Origin of the sequence: Phascolarctobacterium succinatutens CAG:287, from assembly GCF_000434895.1 — a bacterium.
Lineage (GTDB): Bacteria > Bacillota > Negativicutes > Acidaminococcales > Acidaminococcaceae > Phascolarctobacterium_A > Phascolarctobacterium_A succinatutens_A.
In genome coordinates this window covers 33,119-50,784 of record NZ_FR892795.1, presented here as the reverse complement: position 1 = coordinate 50,784, position 17,666 = coordinate 33,119, and the positions used below count along the sequence as shown (strand labels likewise).

The window sequence follows — 17,666 nt, the reverse complement described above, 5'->3', positions numbered from 1 at the left end:
CGAGCGTCGTGTAAACGGTCTGGAGGCTGATTATGTAGGTTTTAAAATTCCTGACGAATTCGTTGTAGGCTACGGTTTGGATTACGCAGGGGATTACCGCAATCTGCCGTTTATCGGTATCCTGAAGCCTGCTGTATACGCACGCAAATAAAAGCCTGTAAATTGCATAAAACAGTTGCTAGTTTTTCCTATCTATAATATAATAAAATATTATGAGCTAAGTGGAAGGAGGCTACGTGCTTGAATAAATTTTTTAAGAACGTACTTTTTTATCTGCTGATTATCATGGTAATTATCTGGATGTTTGACCTTTACGGTGAAAAGAATTCTAAGCCTGCTGATATAAGCTATACCAGCTTTATGCAGCATGTGCAGCAGGATGAAATCAAACAGGTAACTATTGTTGATAATGTTATCAGCGGTAAATTAAAGGATGGCAAGGAATTTTCTACCGTTGCGCCTAATGACAGCAAGCTGGTAGAAAAGCTGGAAGCAAAGAAAGTAGACATTAAGGCAGAGCTGCCGCCGCAACCACCTTGGTGGATGAGCATTCTCAGCTCTATTTTGCCGATGCTGATTATCGTAGGCCTGTGGTTCATGCTGATGAATCAGGGCGGTGCCGGTGGCGGCAAGGTGATGAACTTTGGCAAGAGCCGTGCGCGTCGCTACGATGAGGAAAAACTGAAGATAACCTTTAAGGATGTTGCCGGTGCCGAGGAAGCCAAGCAGGAGCTGGAAGAGGTTGTCGAATTCCTGAAGCATCCGCAGAAGTATAATGACTTGGGAGCTAAGATTCCTAAAGGTGTTTTGCTCTATGGCCCTCCGGGTACAGGCAAAACCTTGTTGGCGAAAGCAGTTGCCGGTGAAGCGGGCGTTCCGTTCTTCAGCATTTCCGGTTCTGACTTCGTAGAAATGTTTGTCGGTGTCGGCGCTTCACGTGTACGCGACCTGTTCGACCAAGCAAAGAAAAGTGCACCCTGCATCGTATTCATCGATGAGATTGATGCTGTAGGCCGTCAGCGCGGTGCCGGTCTTGGCGGTGGCCATGATGAGCGCGAGCAGACTCTGAACCAATTGCTGGTTGAGATGGACGGCTTCAGTGCTAACGAAGGCATCATTATGATTGCTGCAACTAACCGTCCGGATATTCTGGACCCGGCACTGCTGCGTCCCGGCCGTTTCGACCGCCAAATCGTAGTAGACCGTCCTGATATCAAGGGACGTACCGAAATCCTGAAGGTACATGTTAAGGGCAAGCCGATGGGACCGGATGTAAATCTGGACGTAATCGCTCAGCGTACTCCCGGCTTTACCGGTGCTGATTTATCTAACCTGGTTAATGAAGCTGCACTGCTGACTGCCCGCAAGGACAAGAAGGCTATCAATATGTCGGAAATGGAAGAGGCTGCCGAGCGTGTTATCATGGGACCGGAGCGCAAGAGCCGTGTCATCAGTGATAAGGAAAAACGCCTGACTGCTTACCATGAAGGCGGCCATACTATCGTTGGTATGCTGCTTGAGCACACTGACCCTGTACATAAGGTTACCATCATTCCGCGTGGCCGTGCCGGTGGTTATACCCTGAGCCTGCCTAAGGAAGATAAGTATTATGCAACCCGCAGCGAAATGCTCGATGAGCTGAAGGTGCTGCTGGGTGGCCGTGTTGCCGAAGCTCTGGTGCTGAAGGAAATTTCCAGCGGCGCCAGCAATGATCTGCAGCGTGCAACTCAACTGGCTCGCCAGATGATTTGCGAATACGGCATGAGCGAAAACATCGGACCTGTAACCTTTGGTCATCGTCAGGACCAGGTATTCCTGGGACGCGACATTGCCCGCGACAAGGATTACAGTGAAGAAGTGGCAGCCGAGATTGATAAAGAGGTACGCTCCTTTATGGAAGATGCCTATGCTGCTACCGAAAAGCTGCTGTCTGACAATATTGACAAGCTGCATGTGATTGCAAAGGCTCTGATGGAGAAGGAAACTCTGGAAGAGGAAGAAATCAATCAGCTGGTAAAATATGGTCATATCCTTACTGCAGAAGAAAAGCTGCAATTAGTACAGCAATCTGTTGTGGATGAGGAAACTGCTGCTGCTCCCGTTGCCGAAGCTGATGCAAAAGCTGAAGCTCCTGCTGCTGAAGCAGGTGTATCTGAAGCTGCTGCAAATGCAGACGAAGAAGCACCCAAAGAATAACAGCAAAAAATTAACGCTCGCGTTCGAAAGAACGCGGGCGTTTTTTGCGTTTAGTTAAAATTTCGGAAAAACTCCAGGAATCTCTCCGCTGCAGGCGATAATTTATGCTCCTTACTCCAATACAACGTCTGATCAAAATGCAGCTTCTCATCAACAAGTTGCCGCCGCACCATCCCCTGCGGCACAGCATCACTCTCCAACGCTGCGACAACAGCAACCCCAAGTCCGCTCGTCGCAAAGGTAAGCGCACTCTCTGCAGTAGTAGCAATAAAGGCGACATTAGGCTTAACCGCATAATCCTTAAACACACTGCGCAAAAGCGCATAGCTGCCATAATTACAGCACAAAGGCACACCTGCCAAATCCTCCGGTGAAAGCATGCTTTTATTTGCCCACGGAACCGAAAATTCAGTATTATAGAAAGCATAAAAACTCTCCCGCTGCACCTTGATAGTAGCAAAATTGTGCGCTGCAGGCAGTGGCGCATTGGCAAAAGCAAAGTCAATACTGCCTGCCTCCAACTGCTGCTGCTGCTGCTCTACCGTAGCATCGTGAAACTGATAGCTGATGCCGGGATTTTCCTTGGCAAAGGGAATAAGATAGCTGCGCAGAAAATAGTCTGTGCGCACATGTGACACGCTGAAGCGCAGCGTACCGACGGCACGTCTGCCGAAGGCCTGCATGCGCAGGCTGATATCATCTTCTGTATTGCACAGCTGGCGTGCCTGCTGCAAAAAGGTTTCCCCAGCCTCCGTCAGTTCAATGTGACGCTTGCCACGCTGCATTTTGAAAAGCTGCACGCCGTAGTTTCTTTCGATAGCCTTCATCTGCGCACTTAGCGCCGGCTGTACAATGCCCAGACGTTTGGCCGCGGCGCTGAGATTACCTGTTTCGGCAACAGTGATAAAGTTTCTGTAAAAAGCGAAATCCATAGCAGCATCTCCTTAAAATATCAAAAAATATGATTATATTAATCAAAATAAAGTCTTTTACTTAATTATAGAACGGGAGTAGAATTAAGTAAATGCAAAAATAGAAGGAAAGCTACTATTGAACTCGGAGAGGAAGCTGTTATTTATGAAAAAACACCGCTCGTTGAACGTTTTATCGGGTCCCTTACTTTTCCTGGCCGTGCTGCTTGTATTAGCGCCTGTGATTGAATTTAAGCAGGCAGCTGCCATTGCTACAATTTTCTGGATGGGCCTGTGGTGGGTGCTGCGTCCGGTAAATATTGCCGTAACCTCGTTGCTGCCGATTCCGCTGAACGCTATCTTCGGCATGGTGCCGATGGAGGGGATTATCAGCAAATACTTTTCGGAAATCGTCGTGCTACTTGTCGGCAGTGATCTTATCAGCCTGGTGTGGGAAAAAACACATCTTGATAAGCGTTTGGCGATAAAAAGTCTTTGCGGCTTGGGAACATCGATGCGCGAGCAGATATGCGTCTGGCTGGTGGCTTCAACGCTGCTGTCCATCTTTCTGCCAAACGTCGTCGTTGTTATGATTCTGTTGCCGGTGGCTGTAAGTATGCTGCGCTTTTTAGGGCAGCAGCAGATTACCGATAATCCCGTAGCAACACCGATTCTGCTGGCCATCGTTTGGGGCGCAGGCTTCGGCGGTTTTGGTTCACCCTTAGGAAGCAGCTCTAACCTGGTAGCAATCAGCTATTTGGAAAAGCTCACAGGACACGAATTCATGTATGTTGATTGGGTTATCCGCTTTCTGCCGCTGCTATTCATCATCATGCTGCTTATTCTGGCTTATCTGCTGCATCTTCCGCTGCCTGTTAAGCGTCTTGACGGAGGCAAGGAATACTTCCGTGCTGCTTATGATAAGCTCGGGCCGATGAGCCGCGGCGAAAAATTAGGCCTGTGGCTTTTTATTCTCGCAACAGGCCTGGCCTTCGTACGTCCACTTTACGTGCAGTATCTGCCTCTGATGAAGCCTGCCTATGTTTTCTTCACCTTCGGCATGCTCACTTTTATGCTTCGTAACGAAACAGGCCAGCTGCTTCTGACCTGGCGTGAAGCTGAAAAGGGCATCATGTGGGGTATGATTTTTCTCTTTTCCGGTGGGCTGGCGTTGGGACAGCTGATTACGAAAACCGGTGCGGCAACGCAGATTGCCAAGGTAATCACGCTGCTGCCGTTGAGCGGAGGCTGGGAAACGATGTTCAGCTTGACGCTCTTTGCTACCTTCCTGACGGAAATCAGCAGTAATACCGCGGCGGCTTCTATCTCAATTCCGGTAGTACAAAGCATTTCGCAGCAGCTGGGGCTGAACCCCATTCCTTATATCCTGACCTCGATTGTTGCCGTTAACTGTGCCTTTATTCTGCCGGTCAGCACACGTGCCGTGGGTGTAACCTATGGTCTGAACCCTGATGATTTACTGAAAAACGGCCTCAAGCTCTCAATAATCTGCATGCTGCTCGTAAGTGCGCTTGGCTGTATCTGCATGCATTTCTGGAGCCTGTTCAGCCATCTTTAATAAAGCCTTCGTTGTTTACTCCCTTGTCATTGCCGGGATGACGGGGGAGTATTTTTTGCATAGAATTGCGAAGAAGTACGCTTGAAAATGATGCAAAATAGCGGAAATATGAGGAAAATAGATTTTTTTTGTAAAATCGCTGATTTTAGTGCATTTTTTGCTATACAAACGCGGTTTTTTGTAGTAAAATCATATCACAAGAATTTTGGCGGAACGTAAGGTTCCACACATATGCTCAAGAAAGGTTGTGTTATTAAGGTAATGAACGAGCAATCCATGAATAGAAGTTTAAAGAACAGACACTTACAGATGATTTCTTTAGGTGGCATCATCGGCAGCTGTTATTTTTTAGGTGCCGGATATGCGATTGAGCAGGCCGGACCTGCTATTATCCTTTCTTATCTTTTTGGCGGTGCAATCGTCTTATGCGTTATGCTGTGTCTTGCGGAGCTGGCTGTAGCTAAGCCTATTTCCGGTTCCTTTGTTACCTACGCACGTGAGAATATATCCTCAACCTGGGCTTGCGGCGTTGGCTGGGCCTATTGGCTGAACTGGATGGCTTACGTGCCGTCTGAAATGATTGCTGCGGGTATCATTATGAATAATTTTGTACCTGCCGTCAGTCAACTGTGGTGGGCAATTCTTTTTGGCCTGCTGGTGACTGTAATTAACCTTTTTCATGTTGATAATTTTGGCGAAAGCGAATTTTGGCTTTCTATTATCAAAATTGCTGCCCTTGTGGGCTTTTGCGGCGTTGCCGGTTTAATAGTCTGTGGTCTTGTCGGTGACCAGGGATATTTAGGCGCTAAGGTGTTGCTTGGCCAGGGCGGTTTTGCTCCCCGGGGATATTGGCCGATTGTGCTGACCATGGTTATTATTCTGGTTAACTTCCAGGGTACCGAAATCATCGGTCTGGCTGCGGGCGAATGCAAGGATCCTGCTAAAAGCATTCCTATTGCGGTTCGTAATGTTTCCTGGCGTGTCATTGCTTTATATATCATTCCTATTACGTTATTGCTGTCCATTATGCCGTGGGATAAGGCCAGCCTGAAGGAGAGCGTGTTTGCTGCTGCTTTGGCGGAATACGGCTTTGACGGCTTAGCTTCCGCGATTGCCTTTGTAGTGCTGGTTGCAGGTGTTTCCTGCGCTAACTCCGGCCTGTACGGCGGTGCTCGTGCGCTGCATGCACTGGCTCGTATGGATATGGCACCGGCGTTTTTGGGCAAGCTCAATAAAAACGGTATGCCGCAGAATTCTATTATCGTTTCTGTGTGCGCCTGCTGGGCAGTTATCGTTTTCTACACCTTTAATCCTGATTCTACACTGTATACTTATTTGCTGGCAGTATCCGGCTTTACCGGAGCAATGGCTTGGATTTCCATTTGCTGGAGCCAATATAATTTCCGCCGCCGTCTGATTGCCGAAGGCAAGGAGGATACTCTGAAATATAAAACACCGTTCTTCCCGTATGTTACGCATTTCGGTATCTGGTCGCAGGTTTTCTGTCTGGCAGTAATTGCTTTGACACCGGATTTACGCCAGACGCTGTACGCCGGCGTACCGATGTTGGTGGTGCCGATGCTGTGCTATCGTTGGCGCAAGCATCACAAGAGCTTGGTTCAGACCAAAACTCAGGTTGCTATGGCTCATAAATCTTAAAAGTATATGGAGGTTGCCGCTGATGCGGCAGCCTCTTTTTATGTAATGCACGAAAATATAAGAATATAACAGAGCCTTTTGAGTATAATGCCGGAAGGTGTTATAATAGTTGTTAAAAGGAGAATGGTTATGCAATTAGTAGTAGATAAAATCGCCAAAGCATTTGGCATTCATGAAATATTTAAAGACGTCAGCTTCATGGTAGAGCAGGGCGAGCATGTCGGCCTCGTCGGCGTCAACGGCAGCGGCAAGACTACGCTGCTGCGCTGCCTGCTGCAGCCTGAATGGGTTGACAGCGGCGCAGTGAAGTTTGAACCCGGTATCAGCGTCGGCTATGTACAGCAGGGCTTTACCGATATCAGAGGTACTATCTGGCAGTTTATGCAGACAGCCTGTCCGGAAATCAGCAGTCTGCGCCAAAAGCTGGCACAACTGGAGGCTGATTCCGGCAAGCTGCAGGGCGAAAAGCTCGACAGCTGCCTGGAGGAATACGGCCGCGTACTCAAACGCTATGAGTTTATCGACGGTTATAATTACGAAAACCGCATTAAGCGTGTGCTTATCGGCCTTGGCTATACCGAGGACTGGTGGCAGCATGATGCGGCAACACTGAGCGGCGGTCAAAAGACACGCCTGATGCTGGCAGCAGCACTGGTGCGTAATCCCGACTTCATGATTCTGGACGAACCGACAAACCATCTGGATATTGTAATGACGCAGTGGCTGGAAAAGTATCTGCAGGAATTTAAGGGCGGTCTGCTCGTTGTCAGCCATGACCGTGCCTTCCTTGATAATGTTGCTATGCGCATTCTGGAGATGGAGGGCGGAAAGCTGCAATCCTTTAAGGGCAATTACAGCCGTTACGTGGAGCAGAAGGCGATTCAGAGCAGTACGCTGACTGCTGCCTATAATGCGCAGCAGGATTATATTGCGCGCACGGAGGCTTATATCCGTCGCTTCAAGGCTGGCATCAAGAGCAAAATGGCGCGTGGCCGTCAGTCACAGCTCGACCGTTTGGAGCGTATTGATGCACCGGTGCAGCACGAGGAGTTTGAGCTGCGTTTGCCGCCGGCTGCCGAATGTGCGGACAGAGTGCTGATTATGGAGGACCTCACCATAGGCTACGGCGAGAAGGTGCTGGCCAAGGGCATTAACCTGACGTTGCGCCGCGGCGAAAAGGCTGCACTTTTGGGTGCCAATGGTACCGGTAAGACGACGCTGCTGCGTACTATCTTGGGTGAAATTGCACCGCTGAAGGGCAAGGCCAAGATTGGCAGCAGAGTGCAGATAGGTTATTTTTCACAGAGCTATGAGCGATTAAACCCGGAGCAGACGCTGCTGGAAAACTTTGTTGTCGAATACGGCTTTACGGAAGAGCATACACGCTCGATGCTTGGCGGTATGCTGTTCCACGGTGATGATGTCTTTAAGAAAATCGGTGAGCTGAGCGGTGGTCAGAAGGCACGCCTGGTACTGCTGAAGCTGGTGCTGGACGGTGCCAACTGTCTGGTGCTTGACGAACCGACAAACCATCTGGATATTATGGCGCGTGAAGCGGTAGAAGCAGCGTTGGAGGCCTTTGACGGCACCGTACTGGTAGTCAGTCATGACCGTTATTTCGTCAACGAGGTTGCGGACCGCATCTGGGAGATTGAGGATTTAGAGGTTAAGGACTATAAGGGCAACTACGATTTTTACCTTGAAGAGAAGCAGAAAAAGGCTGCTGCTCTGGCGCAGGCACAGGAGGAAGCGGAAAAGGCTGCGGCCTATGCGGAGGCACAGGCTAAAAAGCAGCAACAGACTGCCGCAACCCCTGTGAAAGCGAAAAAGCAGGAGGATAAAAAGCGCCGTTACAGCCCGGATGAGGCTGCACGACTGTTGCCCAAGGTAGAGCTGCAGATTCGTGAGCAGGAGGCTATGATGGGCCTTTCGGAAAAGCAGATGGCGGACCCGGCAAATCACACCAGTCCTGAGCATAGCGCAGCTATGGCAGCAGAGCATGAGGAATACGAGCAAACCATTGACGAGCTGATGGAAAAATGGGAGCTGCTGATGGAAGCGGCGGAGGATGCCTGATGGACGATAAAAAGTATATGCAGCTGGCGCTGGCTGAAGCACGCAAGGCCGCAGAGCTTGGTGAAATTCCTATCGGTGCGGTGCTGGCGGATATGACGACGGGCGAGGTTATCGCCGCTGCGCACAATATGCGTGAAACGTGGCATGACGCAACGGCGCACGCTGAGGTCATCGTCATCCGCAAGGCCTGCGAGCGCCTGGGGCGCTGGCGTCTGAGCGGCTGTGCGCTTTATGTTACCGTTGAGCCCTGCCCGATGTGCAGCGGTGCCATTGTCAACAGCCGTGTCGACCGCGTTGTTTACGGCTGTCCTGATGTGAAGGCCGGCGGTGCGGAATCAATTTTCAATATTATTACGAATCCAAATCTTAATCACTGCGCAGAGGTTGTCAGCGGCATCTGTGAGGAGGAATGCGCGCAGGTGATGCGCGACTTTTTCCACCGTCGCCGTCAGGAGAACAAGGCGAAGCGCAAGAGTGAAGTTGGTGTGTCGCAGGAATAATTTCAGTATGCGGTTGCCAAGACGGGATTTTTCTTATATAATATTAATGTTAACCTGATGCGAATTTATTCGCACTAACAGAATAAAGGAGACGTAGCGAAGTGGTCATAACGCGGCTGACTCGAAATCAGTTTGCCGTTTGCGCGGCACGTGGGTTCGAATCCCACCGTCTCCGCCAACGAATTTCCTTCCCGCAGCTTATTTGGTTGCGGGATTTTTAGTGTGTAACATATTTATCATTTTGGTAGGTTTTATCGCCTATTAGTTAATTTCTTCTGCTTTTGTTTGCCAAAGATGTCGCTAACTGTTAAAATGTCATACGAATGCTTTTGATTTTGGGGGATTATTATGAGATCGGAAAAAATAATTGATATCTTAAAAAACGGTAAAATTCATCTGTCGTGCGAGCTGTTTCCGCCTAAGCAGGGCGCAGAGCTGCAAAACAGTCTGGAGATTGTCAACAAAATTGCAGCCAGCAAGCCGTCCTATATGAGCGTCACCTATGGCGCAGGCGGAAGCACGGTAGGCTATTCGGCAGCACTGGCCAAAAAAGTAGAGGATAACGGCATGCCGGCTCTGGCTCATCTGACTTGTGTAAAGGCTGATGAAGCAAAGCTGGCAGAGGTACTTGGACAGCTGCAGGGCTTTGGCGTAAAAAATATTCTGGCACTGCGCGGCGATATCCCGGCAGATATGCATGGTGAGGAAATCGGCAGCTTTGCCCATGCCAGTGAGCTGATGCGTTTTGTGAAGCAGCAAGGCGATTTCTGCGTCGGCGGTGCTGCTTATCCCGAAGGCCATCCCGAATCCGGTTCCTTGGAACAGGATATCGAAAACACCAAGTATAAGGTAGATGCAGGCGTTGACTTTTTAGTGACGCAGATGTTTTTTGATAATACGATTTTATATAACTATATGTTCCGCCTGCTGCGTGCGGGCATCAATGTGCCGGTAGTGCCGGGTATTATGCCGGTGACGAATGCCAAGCAGATTATCCGTATCTGCCAGCTGAGCGGTACTAAGCTGCCGCCGCAGTTTCGTGCGATGGTAGAAAAATTTGCCGATAAGCCGGAGGCACTGAAGCAGGCAGGTATCGCCTATGCTACCGGTCAAATTATTGATTTGATTGCCAATGGTTTTGACAATGTACACATCTATACGATGAACAAACCGGAAATTTTTGCCGGTATTATGAATAATCTCGGAGAGATTGTAGATAAATAGTCCTGCGCTATGGCGCAAAAGTCAGGTTGTTGTTATGGAATTTAAGCAAAAGGAAGCGCTGCGCTATCTGCGGGCCAAGCCAGGAGATAAGGCAGCAGAAATTTTAGTGGATACGGTTTATCTGAAGCTGCGCAATGAGGTGCAGGCGCGTTATATCCTGCAAAAGCATGCGATAACGGCAGATGAGGCAGGCGTAACGCTGGATTGCGGCGTACGCTTTCATTCGCGTGCGTTGGCGCGTCATTTAAAGGGCTGCGACACAGTGCTGCTTATGGGTGCAACACTCGGCAGCAGGGTGGACGCAGCTATACGACGCCTCGCGCTCATCAGCGTTGCTGAAGGTGCGGCGGCTCAGGCTGTGGCAGCGGCGCTGATTGAAAGCTATTGCGATGAAGTGCAGGCGCAGGCTGAAACCGGCGGTCTGCTGCAGCGTCCGCGCTTTTCGCCTGGTTACGGAGATTGGCCGCTGGAGGAGCAACGTAAGCTGTTCGCAGTGCTGAACTGTGCCAAACGCATCGGCCTGACGCTGACGGACGGACTGATGATGGCTCCGTCCAAGTCGGTGACGGCAATCATTGGCTTATCGGAAGATGCTGCCTGCGTGCAGAATAAATGTATGACCTGCAGTAATATAAACTGTCCTTACAGAGATACTGATATTAAGAAAGTTTGAGGAGAAGATTTAATTTATGAATTTTAAGGAATTGTTAGGCAAGAAAATGCTGTTCTTTGATGGTGCCACCGGCACACAGCTGCAGGCACGCGGTCTGCAGCCGGGTGAGCTGCCCGAAAGCTGGAATTTTACACACCCCGATATTGTAGAGGCTGTGCATCGCAGTTATCTTGATGTAGGCTCCAATATCGTAAAATCCAATACCTTCGGCGCTAATCCGTTGAAGCTGGCAGGCTCCGGCCTGGATTGCAAGGAAACCATCGAAGCGGCTGTGGCGATTGCCAAGAAGGCCTGCGGTGGCAGGGAAAATAAATTTGTTGCGCTGAATTTGGGACCGACAGGCAAGCTGTTGGCTCCTTATGGCGATTTGCCTTTTGAAAAGGCAGTAGAAGCCTACGGCGAAATGGTACGTTACGGCGCTGCTGCCGGTGCGGATCTGATTCTTATCGAAACGATGAGCGACACCTATGAAATCAAGGCTGCGGTTCTGGCGTCTAAGGAAAACTGTGATTTGCCGATTTGTGTGACCATGACCTTTGATGAGGATGGCAAGCTGTTGACCGGTGCTACGGTTGAGGCTGCCGCTCTGATGTGCGAAGGCCTGGGTGTAGATGCCATCGGCTTTAACTGCGGTTTGGGACCGGTGCAGGTGGGTAAATTATTTCCGCAGATGCTGGCGGCAACCAGCCTGCCGCTGATTATCAATCCGAATGCCGGTCTGCCGGTGCAGCGTGACGGTAAAACCTGCTTTGATGTCGGCCCCGAGGAATATGCGGAGCTGATGTACGAGCTGGCAGGCAAGGGAGCAAGCATCGTCGGCGGCTGCTGCGGTACAACGCCGGAGCATATTGCGCAGATGATTGCCAAATGCAAAACTCTGCAACCCGGAGGTAAGCGCGATTGCCGTCTGACAGCGGTATCCTCCTACGGCAAGGCCGTGCATTTGGGCGAAGGTCCTATAATTATCGGTGAACGCATCAATCCTACAGGCAAAAAGCGTTTGAAGGAAGCATTGGTCAATAGCGACCTTGATTATGTGTGCCGCCTCGGTCTGGAGCAGATTGGCGTAGGCGCGCAGATTCTGGACGTTAACGTTGGAACGCCGGGCATTGACGAAGCGGCAATGGCCGCAAAGGCTGTGCCGGCGCTGCAGGCGATTACCGATACCCCGCTGCAGATTGATACATCTAATTACGAAGCAATGGAAAAAGCACTGCGCCTTTATAACGGCAAGCCGATGCTTAATTCCGTCAACGGCAAGGAGGACAGCCTGCAGCATGTGCTGCCGCTGGCTAAAAAATACGGTGCTGTGCTGGTTGCACTGTGCCTTGATGACAGCGGTATTCCCGCTACTGCCGCAGGACGTATTGCCGTGGCCGAAAAAATTATCGCCCGTGCGGCCGAATATGGCATTGAAAGCCGCAATATAGTTGTAGACCCGCTGGCACTGACGATTTCCACCGGTGCCGAAAATGCGGCGATTGCCTGTGAGGTTATCCGCACCATGAAAGCGCGCGGCATCAATACAGTCATGGGTGTTTCCAATATTTCCTTCGGTCTGCCAGGCCGTGATGCTGTCAACAGCACCTTCTTCAGCATGGCGATGGCAGAAGGCCTTTCTTGCGGCATCATCAATCCGCAGAGCAAGCCGATGATGGATGCTTATTACGGTTATCGTGCGCTAGCAGGCTATGACGAGGGCTGCAAGGAATACGTACAGCATTATGCAGATGCACCGAAGGCTGCGGCAACAACAGTAAGCGAAATGGGTCTTTACGATGCCATTGTCAAAGGACTGCAGGGACCTGCGCGTCAGGCAGCAGCCAAGGCTCTGGAAAGCGAAAAGCCTTTGGATATCATCAACAAGTATATGATTCCGGCGCTTGATTTTGTTGGCCATGGCTTTGAAAAGAAAACTCTCTTCCTGCCGCAGCTGCTGATGAGCGCAGATGCGGCGAAGGCTGCCTTTGAAGTTATCCGCGAGGCTGTCGGCGTGGGCGAAACTCAGGGAGAAACAGTGATTATTGCTACCGTCCACGGTGATATCCACGATATCGGCAAAAACATCGTTAAGGTACTGCTGGAAAACTATGGTTATCGCGTGCTTGACTTGGGCAAGGACGTGCCTGTGGAAGCAGTTGTAGAGGCTGCTAAAAAGACAGATGCCAAGGTTGTAGGCTTATCTGCTCTGATGACCACAACAGTAGGTGCGATGGAAGAAACTATTGCTGCGTTGCATAATGAATGTGACTGTCAGGTTGTTGTTGGCGGCGCGGTGCTCACGCAGGAATACGCTGATACCATCGGTGCCGAGCATTATGCACCGAACGCTGTCAGTGCGGTAAACTACGTCAACGAAATACTGGGCAAATAATTTATATGCAGATAATTTGAGGACTATCATGCTTAGCGTGGTAGTCCTTTTTTACGTTATTTCGACTTTGGGGTCTTTAAGCAGGAAAAACCGCTCCCTCCCAAGAATTAAACAAATATCACTATGAACGGAGGGATGCTGCATGAACATTTACGTTTGGCGACACAACAAAACATATCACAGCCACAGTATGATTGATGAGCCCTGCGTCAACAGCGAATTTTATCTTGATGCGATTGCTGTTGTGCTGGCACATGATTTGGAAGAAGCACTGACCAAGCTGGCGGAAGAAAACAAAGGCTGGCGCACGGAGGATCTGCGGCAGCTGCCGTGCAGTGTCTATCCTGCAGATAAGGCGGCAGTAATCTTTTCCGAGCTGCGCGGGATTATTCCGCATCTCTAAAAACAAAAAAGCCCGAATCCCCACATGAAATGTATGTGAGAATTTGGGCTTTTGCTTTATCTGCTTACCAGATGCTTTTTAAAATCGGCAGTAAAATCGGTGCCAATATAGAGGTGCTGATGCCGGTAAGGGCAATCGCTACACCGCCGATAGCCAGCTGAACGGGGCTGACATTGGCGCAGACGCTGGTTCCGAGGCCGTGGCTGGAGGCGCCGATAGCAAGACCGGCAGCCAAATGGTTTTTGATTCCCAAAAGACGCAGCAGCTTGTGATTGAAGGTTGCACCCAGCATGCCGGTGAAGATAACAGCAGCAGTAGTCAACGCCGGAATACCGCCGATGGTTTTGGAAACATCAATGGCGATTGGTGTCGTAATGGATTTGGGAATGAGCGAAAGCAGAACCTGCTCGCTGGTACCCATGGCCTTGCCGCAGAAGTAAACGACGATGATAGCCGAAAGCGTTGCCAATGTAACGCCGCCGGTAATAGCACCGGCCTTGGCCATGATAATTTCACGGTTCTTGTACAGGGGCAGGGCCAGAGCGATGGTTGCCGGTCCTAAAAGAAAGTTAATGAATTCCGCACCTGCTTCGTACTGCTTGTACTCTACGCCTGGCGCCAGAACGATGACGGCGATGACCAGAGGGCAGGCGATAACGAAGGGCGGAATGATGTTCAGACTGAAGCGGTCGATGATGATTTCGCTGATAGCGTACAGGATAACCGTCAGACCGATGCCAAAGAGCGGTGAATTAAGTAAAGCGTCGGGAAAAAGCATCATTGACTCTCCTTTCCTTTAAGCATTGCTTCAATAAAGAAAGCTGTGACAGCCAAAACAACAATGCTGCAGACGATAATGGTAACTGTGATAGGCAGCAGCTCAGCTTTGATAACATCTACATATAATATAACGCTGACGCCTGCCGGTAAAAACAGCATACCCATTTTGGAAATCAGGATATCGCAGATGCCCTCGATGGAACTTGCCGGAATAACGTTGCCGCAGAGAAGTGCCGTTAAAATCAGCATTCCCAAAAGAGCGGGCGGAAAGGGTACGCCGAGGGCGTTGATGATAAGCGTGGATACCCATTGCAAAAGCAGCAAAAAGGCAATACCGCGCAATAAGCTGGTAGGTGACATTTTGGTTCCTCCTCGTAAAAACATGACAAATAATATAATTATAGACCTGTTGGTGGAAGTACGCATAAAGGTCAAAACGGCCGGGGTGTGCCGCTGGTCTTTGGGGTAAAGAGTACTTGGCCGACAGAACGACATGTTATTAATATTGCCACAAACATAACAATATGTCAACAAAATGACGGTGATTTTTCACTGAATTAACACAGAAAACTATTTGACTTTTTGACTTTTACTGATATAATAGCAATTAGAAAGTGAATAGTGGTCCGGAAATGGAAAAGAGTCAACTCCATTCTGTTATTGACCGCTATTGAACCTGATAGAAGGAGGTGCAGCGTGATGAATGAACGCTACAGTGAAGAGGTAAAGGCTATATTGGAGGCTGCTCAGCAGCAGGCAGTTATGAACTATCACCAGGAGCTGACAACGGCACATGTTCTGGCAGCATTGTGCGGCAGCGACGGCTTCTTTAAATATTTGCTGCAGAGCCTGCACATTGATGAAAATGCTTTCAGCAAGGATGCTAAGGCTTTAGTACAAAAAATCCCCGGAGTAAAAGGTCAGGACCGTCAGCTGATGATGGGTACCGGCTTTGCCAGAGTAATGGCTATTCTGGGACAAAGTAAGGAAGAAATCGGCATCGGCCAGCTGGTTGCGGCTATGGCAAGTGACGGTGACAGCGATGTAGTATCGCTCTTCCGTAAATATGGTATAGACAAGAAAAAAGTTGAGGCGGCATTTATGCAGTATCAAAATAGCGAAGCAAATGATGAAACTAAAAAGACGCTGGAAAAATACGGCCAGGATTTGACGGCAAAAGCTAAAGAAGGCAAACTGGATCCGGTAATCGGCCGTGATGAGGAAATCCGTCGTACGATTGAAATCCTTTCGCGTCGTAAGAAAAATAATCCGGTGCTTATCGGTGAGCCAGGCGTTGGTAAAACTGCCATCGTTGAAGGTCTGGCAAGACGTATTGTTGCCGGTGATGTACCGGAAAGCTTGAAGAATAAAACCCTGTATGCTCTGGACCTGGCGGCTTTGGTTGCCGGTGCCAAATACCGTGGTGAATTCGAAGAGCGTCTGAAAAAAGTATTGAAGGCTGTCAGCGAAAGCGCCGGTCAGATTATCATGTTTATTGATGAGCTGCATACCGTTGTCGGTGCCGGTGCTGCTGAAGGTGCTATGGATGCAGGCAATATCCTGAAGCCGATGCTGGCACGTGGCGAGCTGCGCTGCATCGGTGCAACTACGCTGAACGAATACCGTAAGTATATTGAAAAGGACAGTGCGCTGGAGCGTCGTTTCCAGCCGGTAATGGTTAAGGAGCCGAGCGTTGAAGATACAATTTCCATCCTGCGCGGCCTGCGTGAGCGCTATGAGGTACATCATGGCGTGCGCATTAAAGACGCTGCTCTGGTGGCTGCTGCTGTGCTTTCTAACCGTTATATCAATGACCGTTTCTTACCTGATAAGGCTATTGACCTGGTAGATGAGGCTGCTGCCCGTCTGCGTACCGAAATTGATTCGCTGCCGACCGAGCTTGATGAAAGCAAACGTCGTATCCTGCAGCTGGAAATTGAAGCTCAGGCTTTGGGCAAAGAGGAAGATGCTCAGTCCAAGGAGCGTTTGGCTAAGCTGAATGAGGAGCTGGCAAAGCTGCGTAAGGAAAATGACGAGCTTGTTAAACGCTGGGATGCAGAAAAGGCTTCTATTGCCCGCGTACGTGAGGTAAAGAAAGAAATTGATGCTGTGAAAAACCAGATGGAGCAGGCTGAGCGCGACTATGACCTGAACAAGATGGCTGAATTGAAATACGGCCGTCTGCCTGAGCTGCAGAAGGAATTGGCTGCTTTGTCCAAGAAGGATGAAAACGGCAATGACAATGTTATGCTCAAGGAAGAGGTTGACGAAGAGGATATCGCCAAAGTTGTCAGCACCTGGACCGGCATTCCTGTTGCTCGCTTAGGCATCGGTGAAGCATTCCTGTTGCTCGCTTAGGCACCGGTGAACGTGCTAAACTGGTTCATCTGGAGGAAATCCTGCACGAGCATGTTATCGGTCAGGATGAAGCAGTCAAGGCTGTCAGCGAGGCTGTTATCCGTGCGCGTGCCGGTATCAAGGATCCTAATCGTCCGATTGGTTCCTTTATCTTCCTTGGTCCTACCGGTGTCGGCAAGACCGAACTGGCTAAGACCTTGGCCGAGGTGCTCTTTGATGATGAACGCAACATGGTTCGTATTGATATGAGCGAATACATGGAGAAGCATACCGTATCTCGTCTGATCGGTGCGCCTCCCGGATACGTCGGCTATGACGAAGGCGGTCAGCTGACCGAGGCTGTACGCCGTCATCCGTACAGCGTAATCCTGTTGGACGAAATCGAAAAGGCACATGCAGATGTCTTTAACGTATTGCTGCAGGTTCTGGACGATGGCCGTCTGACTGATGGTAAAGGCCGTATCGTTGACTTCAAGAATACTTTGATTATCATGACCAGTAACCTTGGCAGCAACGAGATTATGAAAGCACAGGGCTCTATGGATAGAGAAAAGATTCAGCAGATGCTGATGAACTTCTTCCGTCCGGAATTCCTGAACCGTGTTGATGACATCGTTGTGTTTAAACCGCTGCAGGCAGAACAGATTAAGGAAATCGTTAAACTGGTACTGCATGAACTGGGCGACCGTCTGAACAAGCAGCTTGAGCTGACGCTTACTTATACTGACGAGGCTGTTGCTTTCCTGGCAAAGGCCGGCTTTGATCCTGCCTTCGGTGCTCGTCCGTTGAAACGTCTGATTGTCCACACTGTTGAAAACATCCTGGGCAAGAAGATTGTTGCAGGCGAAATTAAAAATGGCGATAAGGTTGAGGTTGTGTTGGTAAACGATGCAATTGACGTTGTCGTAAAATAAAACAGCTTTGGGTTTAAGC

12 protein-coding genes, 1 tRNA gene and 2 pseudogenes are annotated in these 17,666 nt (G+C 49.6%); 12 read left to right on the top strand and 3 right to left on the bottom strand.

Features of this window, described 5'->3' with window-relative positions; translation table 11 throughout:
* Together BN587_RS12205 and ftsH are read left to right on the top strand one after the other, a co-directional pair.
* Window positions 1-151: pseudogene (locus BN587_RS12205) on the top strand (hypoxanthine phosphoribosyltransferase); the annotation flags it as partial.
* An 89-nt stretch (window positions 152-240) separates the two neighbouring features.
* The gene (gene ftsH, locus BN587_RS06325) at window positions 241-2,196 is read left to right on the top strand and encodes an ATP-dependent zinc metalloprotease FtsH (RefSeq protein ID WP_021720302.1); all 1,956 of its coding nucleotides are present in this window, start codon (window positions 241-243) and stop codon (window positions 2,194-2,196) included.
* A gap of 50 nt (window positions 2,197-2,246) precedes the next feature.
* On the opposite strand, the gene BN587_RS06320 is transcribed toward ftsH, so the two are convergent.
* Window positions 2,247-3,128 carry a LysR family transcriptional regulator gene (locus BN587_RS06320; RefSeq protein WP_021720301.1) on the bottom strand — a complete coding sequence of 294 codons (882 nt, stop codon included), beginning with the start codon at window positions 3,126-3,128 and terminating at the stop codon, window positions 2,247-2,249.
* A gap of 145 nt (window positions 3,129-3,273) precedes the next feature.
* Between BN587_RS06320 and BN587_RS06315 the strand changes: the two genes are divergently transcribed.
* From BN587_RS06315 to BN587_RS06275, 9 genes are all read left to right on the top strand, one after another.
* Window positions 3,274-4,686, top strand: a complete 1,413-nt coding sequence (locus BN587_RS06315; protein WP_021720300.1) for an SLC13 family permease — start codon at window positions 3,274-3,276, stop codon at window positions 4,684-4,686.
* A 276-nt stretch (window positions 4,687-4,962) separates the two neighbouring features.
* A complete protein-coding gene (locus BN587_RS06310) occupies window positions 4,963-6,345 on the top strand; it encodes an amino acid permease (protein WP_044484444.1) in 1,383 nt (460 codons plus the stop codon).
* A 129-nt stretch (window positions 6,346-6,474) separates the two neighbouring features.
* Complete coding sequence (locus tag BN587_RS06305; protein WP_021720298.1) at window positions 6,475-8,421, top strand: ABC-F family ATP-binding cassette domain-containing protein; 1,947 nt, start codon at window positions 6,475-6,477, stop codon at window positions 8,419-8,421.
* Window positions 8,421-8,921, top strand: coding sequence for a tRNA adenosine(34) deaminase TadA (tadA, locus tag BN587_RS06300; RefSeq protein ID WP_021720297.1), 501 nt, complete (start codon window positions 8,421-8,423; stop codon window positions 8,919-8,921). The genes BN587_RS06305 and tadA overlap by 1 nt, the downstream gene beginning before the upstream one ends.
* Before the next feature lie 87 nt (window positions 8,922-9,008).
* Window positions 9,009-9,099 (top strand) — tRNA-Ser (locus tag BN587_RS06295).
* A gap of 170 nt (window positions 9,100-9,269) precedes the next feature.
* Window positions 9,270-10,145 (top strand): methylenetetrahydrofolate reductase, encoded by an 876-nt coding sequence (locus BN587_RS06290; protein WP_021720296.1) that lies wholly within the window; start codon window positions 9,270-9,272, stop codon window positions 10,143-10,145.
* A 34-nt stretch (window positions 10,146-10,179) separates the two neighbouring features.
* Window positions 10,180-10,818: a vitamin B12 dependent-methionine synthase activation domain-containing protein gene (locus BN587_RS06285; protein ID WP_021720295.1), complete on the top strand. Its 639-nt coding sequence runs from the start codon at window positions 10,180-10,182 to the stop codon at window positions 10,816-10,818.
* A gap of 16 nt (window positions 10,819-10,834) precedes the next feature.
* Complete coding sequence (locus BN587_RS06280; protein WP_021720294.1) at window positions 10,835-13,192, top strand: homocysteine S-methyltransferase family protein; 2,358 nt, start codon at window positions 10,835-10,837, stop codon at window positions 13,190-13,192.
* 142 nt (window positions 13,193-13,334) lie between these two features.
* Entirely contained in the window at window positions 13,335-13,595 is a 261-nt protein-coding gene (locus BN587_RS06275) for a hypothetical protein (RefSeq protein ID WP_021720293.1), read from the top strand.
* 64 nt (window positions 13,596-13,659) lie between these two features.
* On the opposite strand, the gene BN587_RS06270 is transcribed toward BN587_RS06275, so the two are convergent.
* Complete coding sequence (locus tag BN587_RS06270; RefSeq protein ID WP_021720292.1) at window positions 13,660-14,376, bottom strand: LrgB family protein; 717 nt, start codon at window positions 14,374-14,376, stop codon at window positions 13,660-13,662.
* Entirely contained in the window at window positions 14,373-14,735 is a 363-nt protein-coding gene (locus BN587_RS06265; protein WP_021720291.1) for a CidA/LrgA family protein, read from the bottom strand. The genes BN587_RS06270 and BN587_RS06265 overlap by 4 nt, the downstream gene beginning before the upstream one ends.
* Window positions 14,736-15,074: 339 nt before the next feature.
* On the opposite strand from BN587_RS06265, the pseudogene clpB reads away from it, so the two are divergent.
* Window positions 15,075-17,647: pseudogene (gene clpB, locus BN587_RS06260) on the top strand (ATP-dependent chaperone ClpB).
* Window positions 17,648-17,666 lie beyond the last annotated feature (19 nt).

Coding starts and splice junctions, on each gene's coding strand:
- BN587_RS06320 (WP_021720301.1), bottom strand. CDS start 3,128: ATGGATTTCGCTTTTTACAGAAACTTTATCACTGTTGCCGAAACAGGT.
- BN587_RS06315 (WP_021720300.1), top strand. CDS start 3,274: ATGAAAAAACACCGCTCGTTGAACGTTTTATCGGGTCCCTTACTTTTC.
- BN587_RS06305 (WP_021720298.1), top strand. CDS start 6,475: ATGCAATTAGTAGTAGATAAAATCGCCAAAGCATTTGGCATTCATGAA.
- BN587_RS06285 (WP_021720295.1), top strand. CDS start 10,180: ATGGAATTTAAGCAAAAGGAAGCGCTGCGCTATCTGCGGGCCAAGCCA.
- BN587_RS06265 (WP_021720291.1), bottom strand. CDS start 14,735: ATGTCACCTACCAGCTTATTGCGCGGTATTGCCTTTTTGCTGCTTTTG.
- tadA (WP_021720297.1), top strand. CDS start 8,421: ATGGACGATAAAAAGTATATGCAGCTGGCGCTGGCTGAAGCACGCAAG.
- BN587_RS06280 (WP_021720294.1), top strand. CDS start 10,835: ATGAATTTTAAGGAATTGTTAGGCAAGAAAATGCTGTTCTTTGATGGT.
- BN587_RS06290 (WP_021720296.1), top strand. CDS start 9,270: ATGAGATCGGAAAAAATAATTGATATCTTAAAAAACGGTAAAATTCAT.
- BN587_RS06275 (WP_021720293.1), top strand. CDS start 13,335: ATGAACATTTACGTTTGGCGACACAACAAAACATATCACAGCCACAGT.
- BN587_RS06310 (WP_044484444.1), top strand. CDS start 4,963: ATGAATAGAAGTTTAAAGAACAGACACTTACAGATGATTTCTTTAGGT.
- BN587_RS06270 (WP_021720292.1), bottom strand. CDS start 14,376: ATGATGCTTTTTCCCGACGCTTTACTTAATTCACCGCTCTTTGGCATC.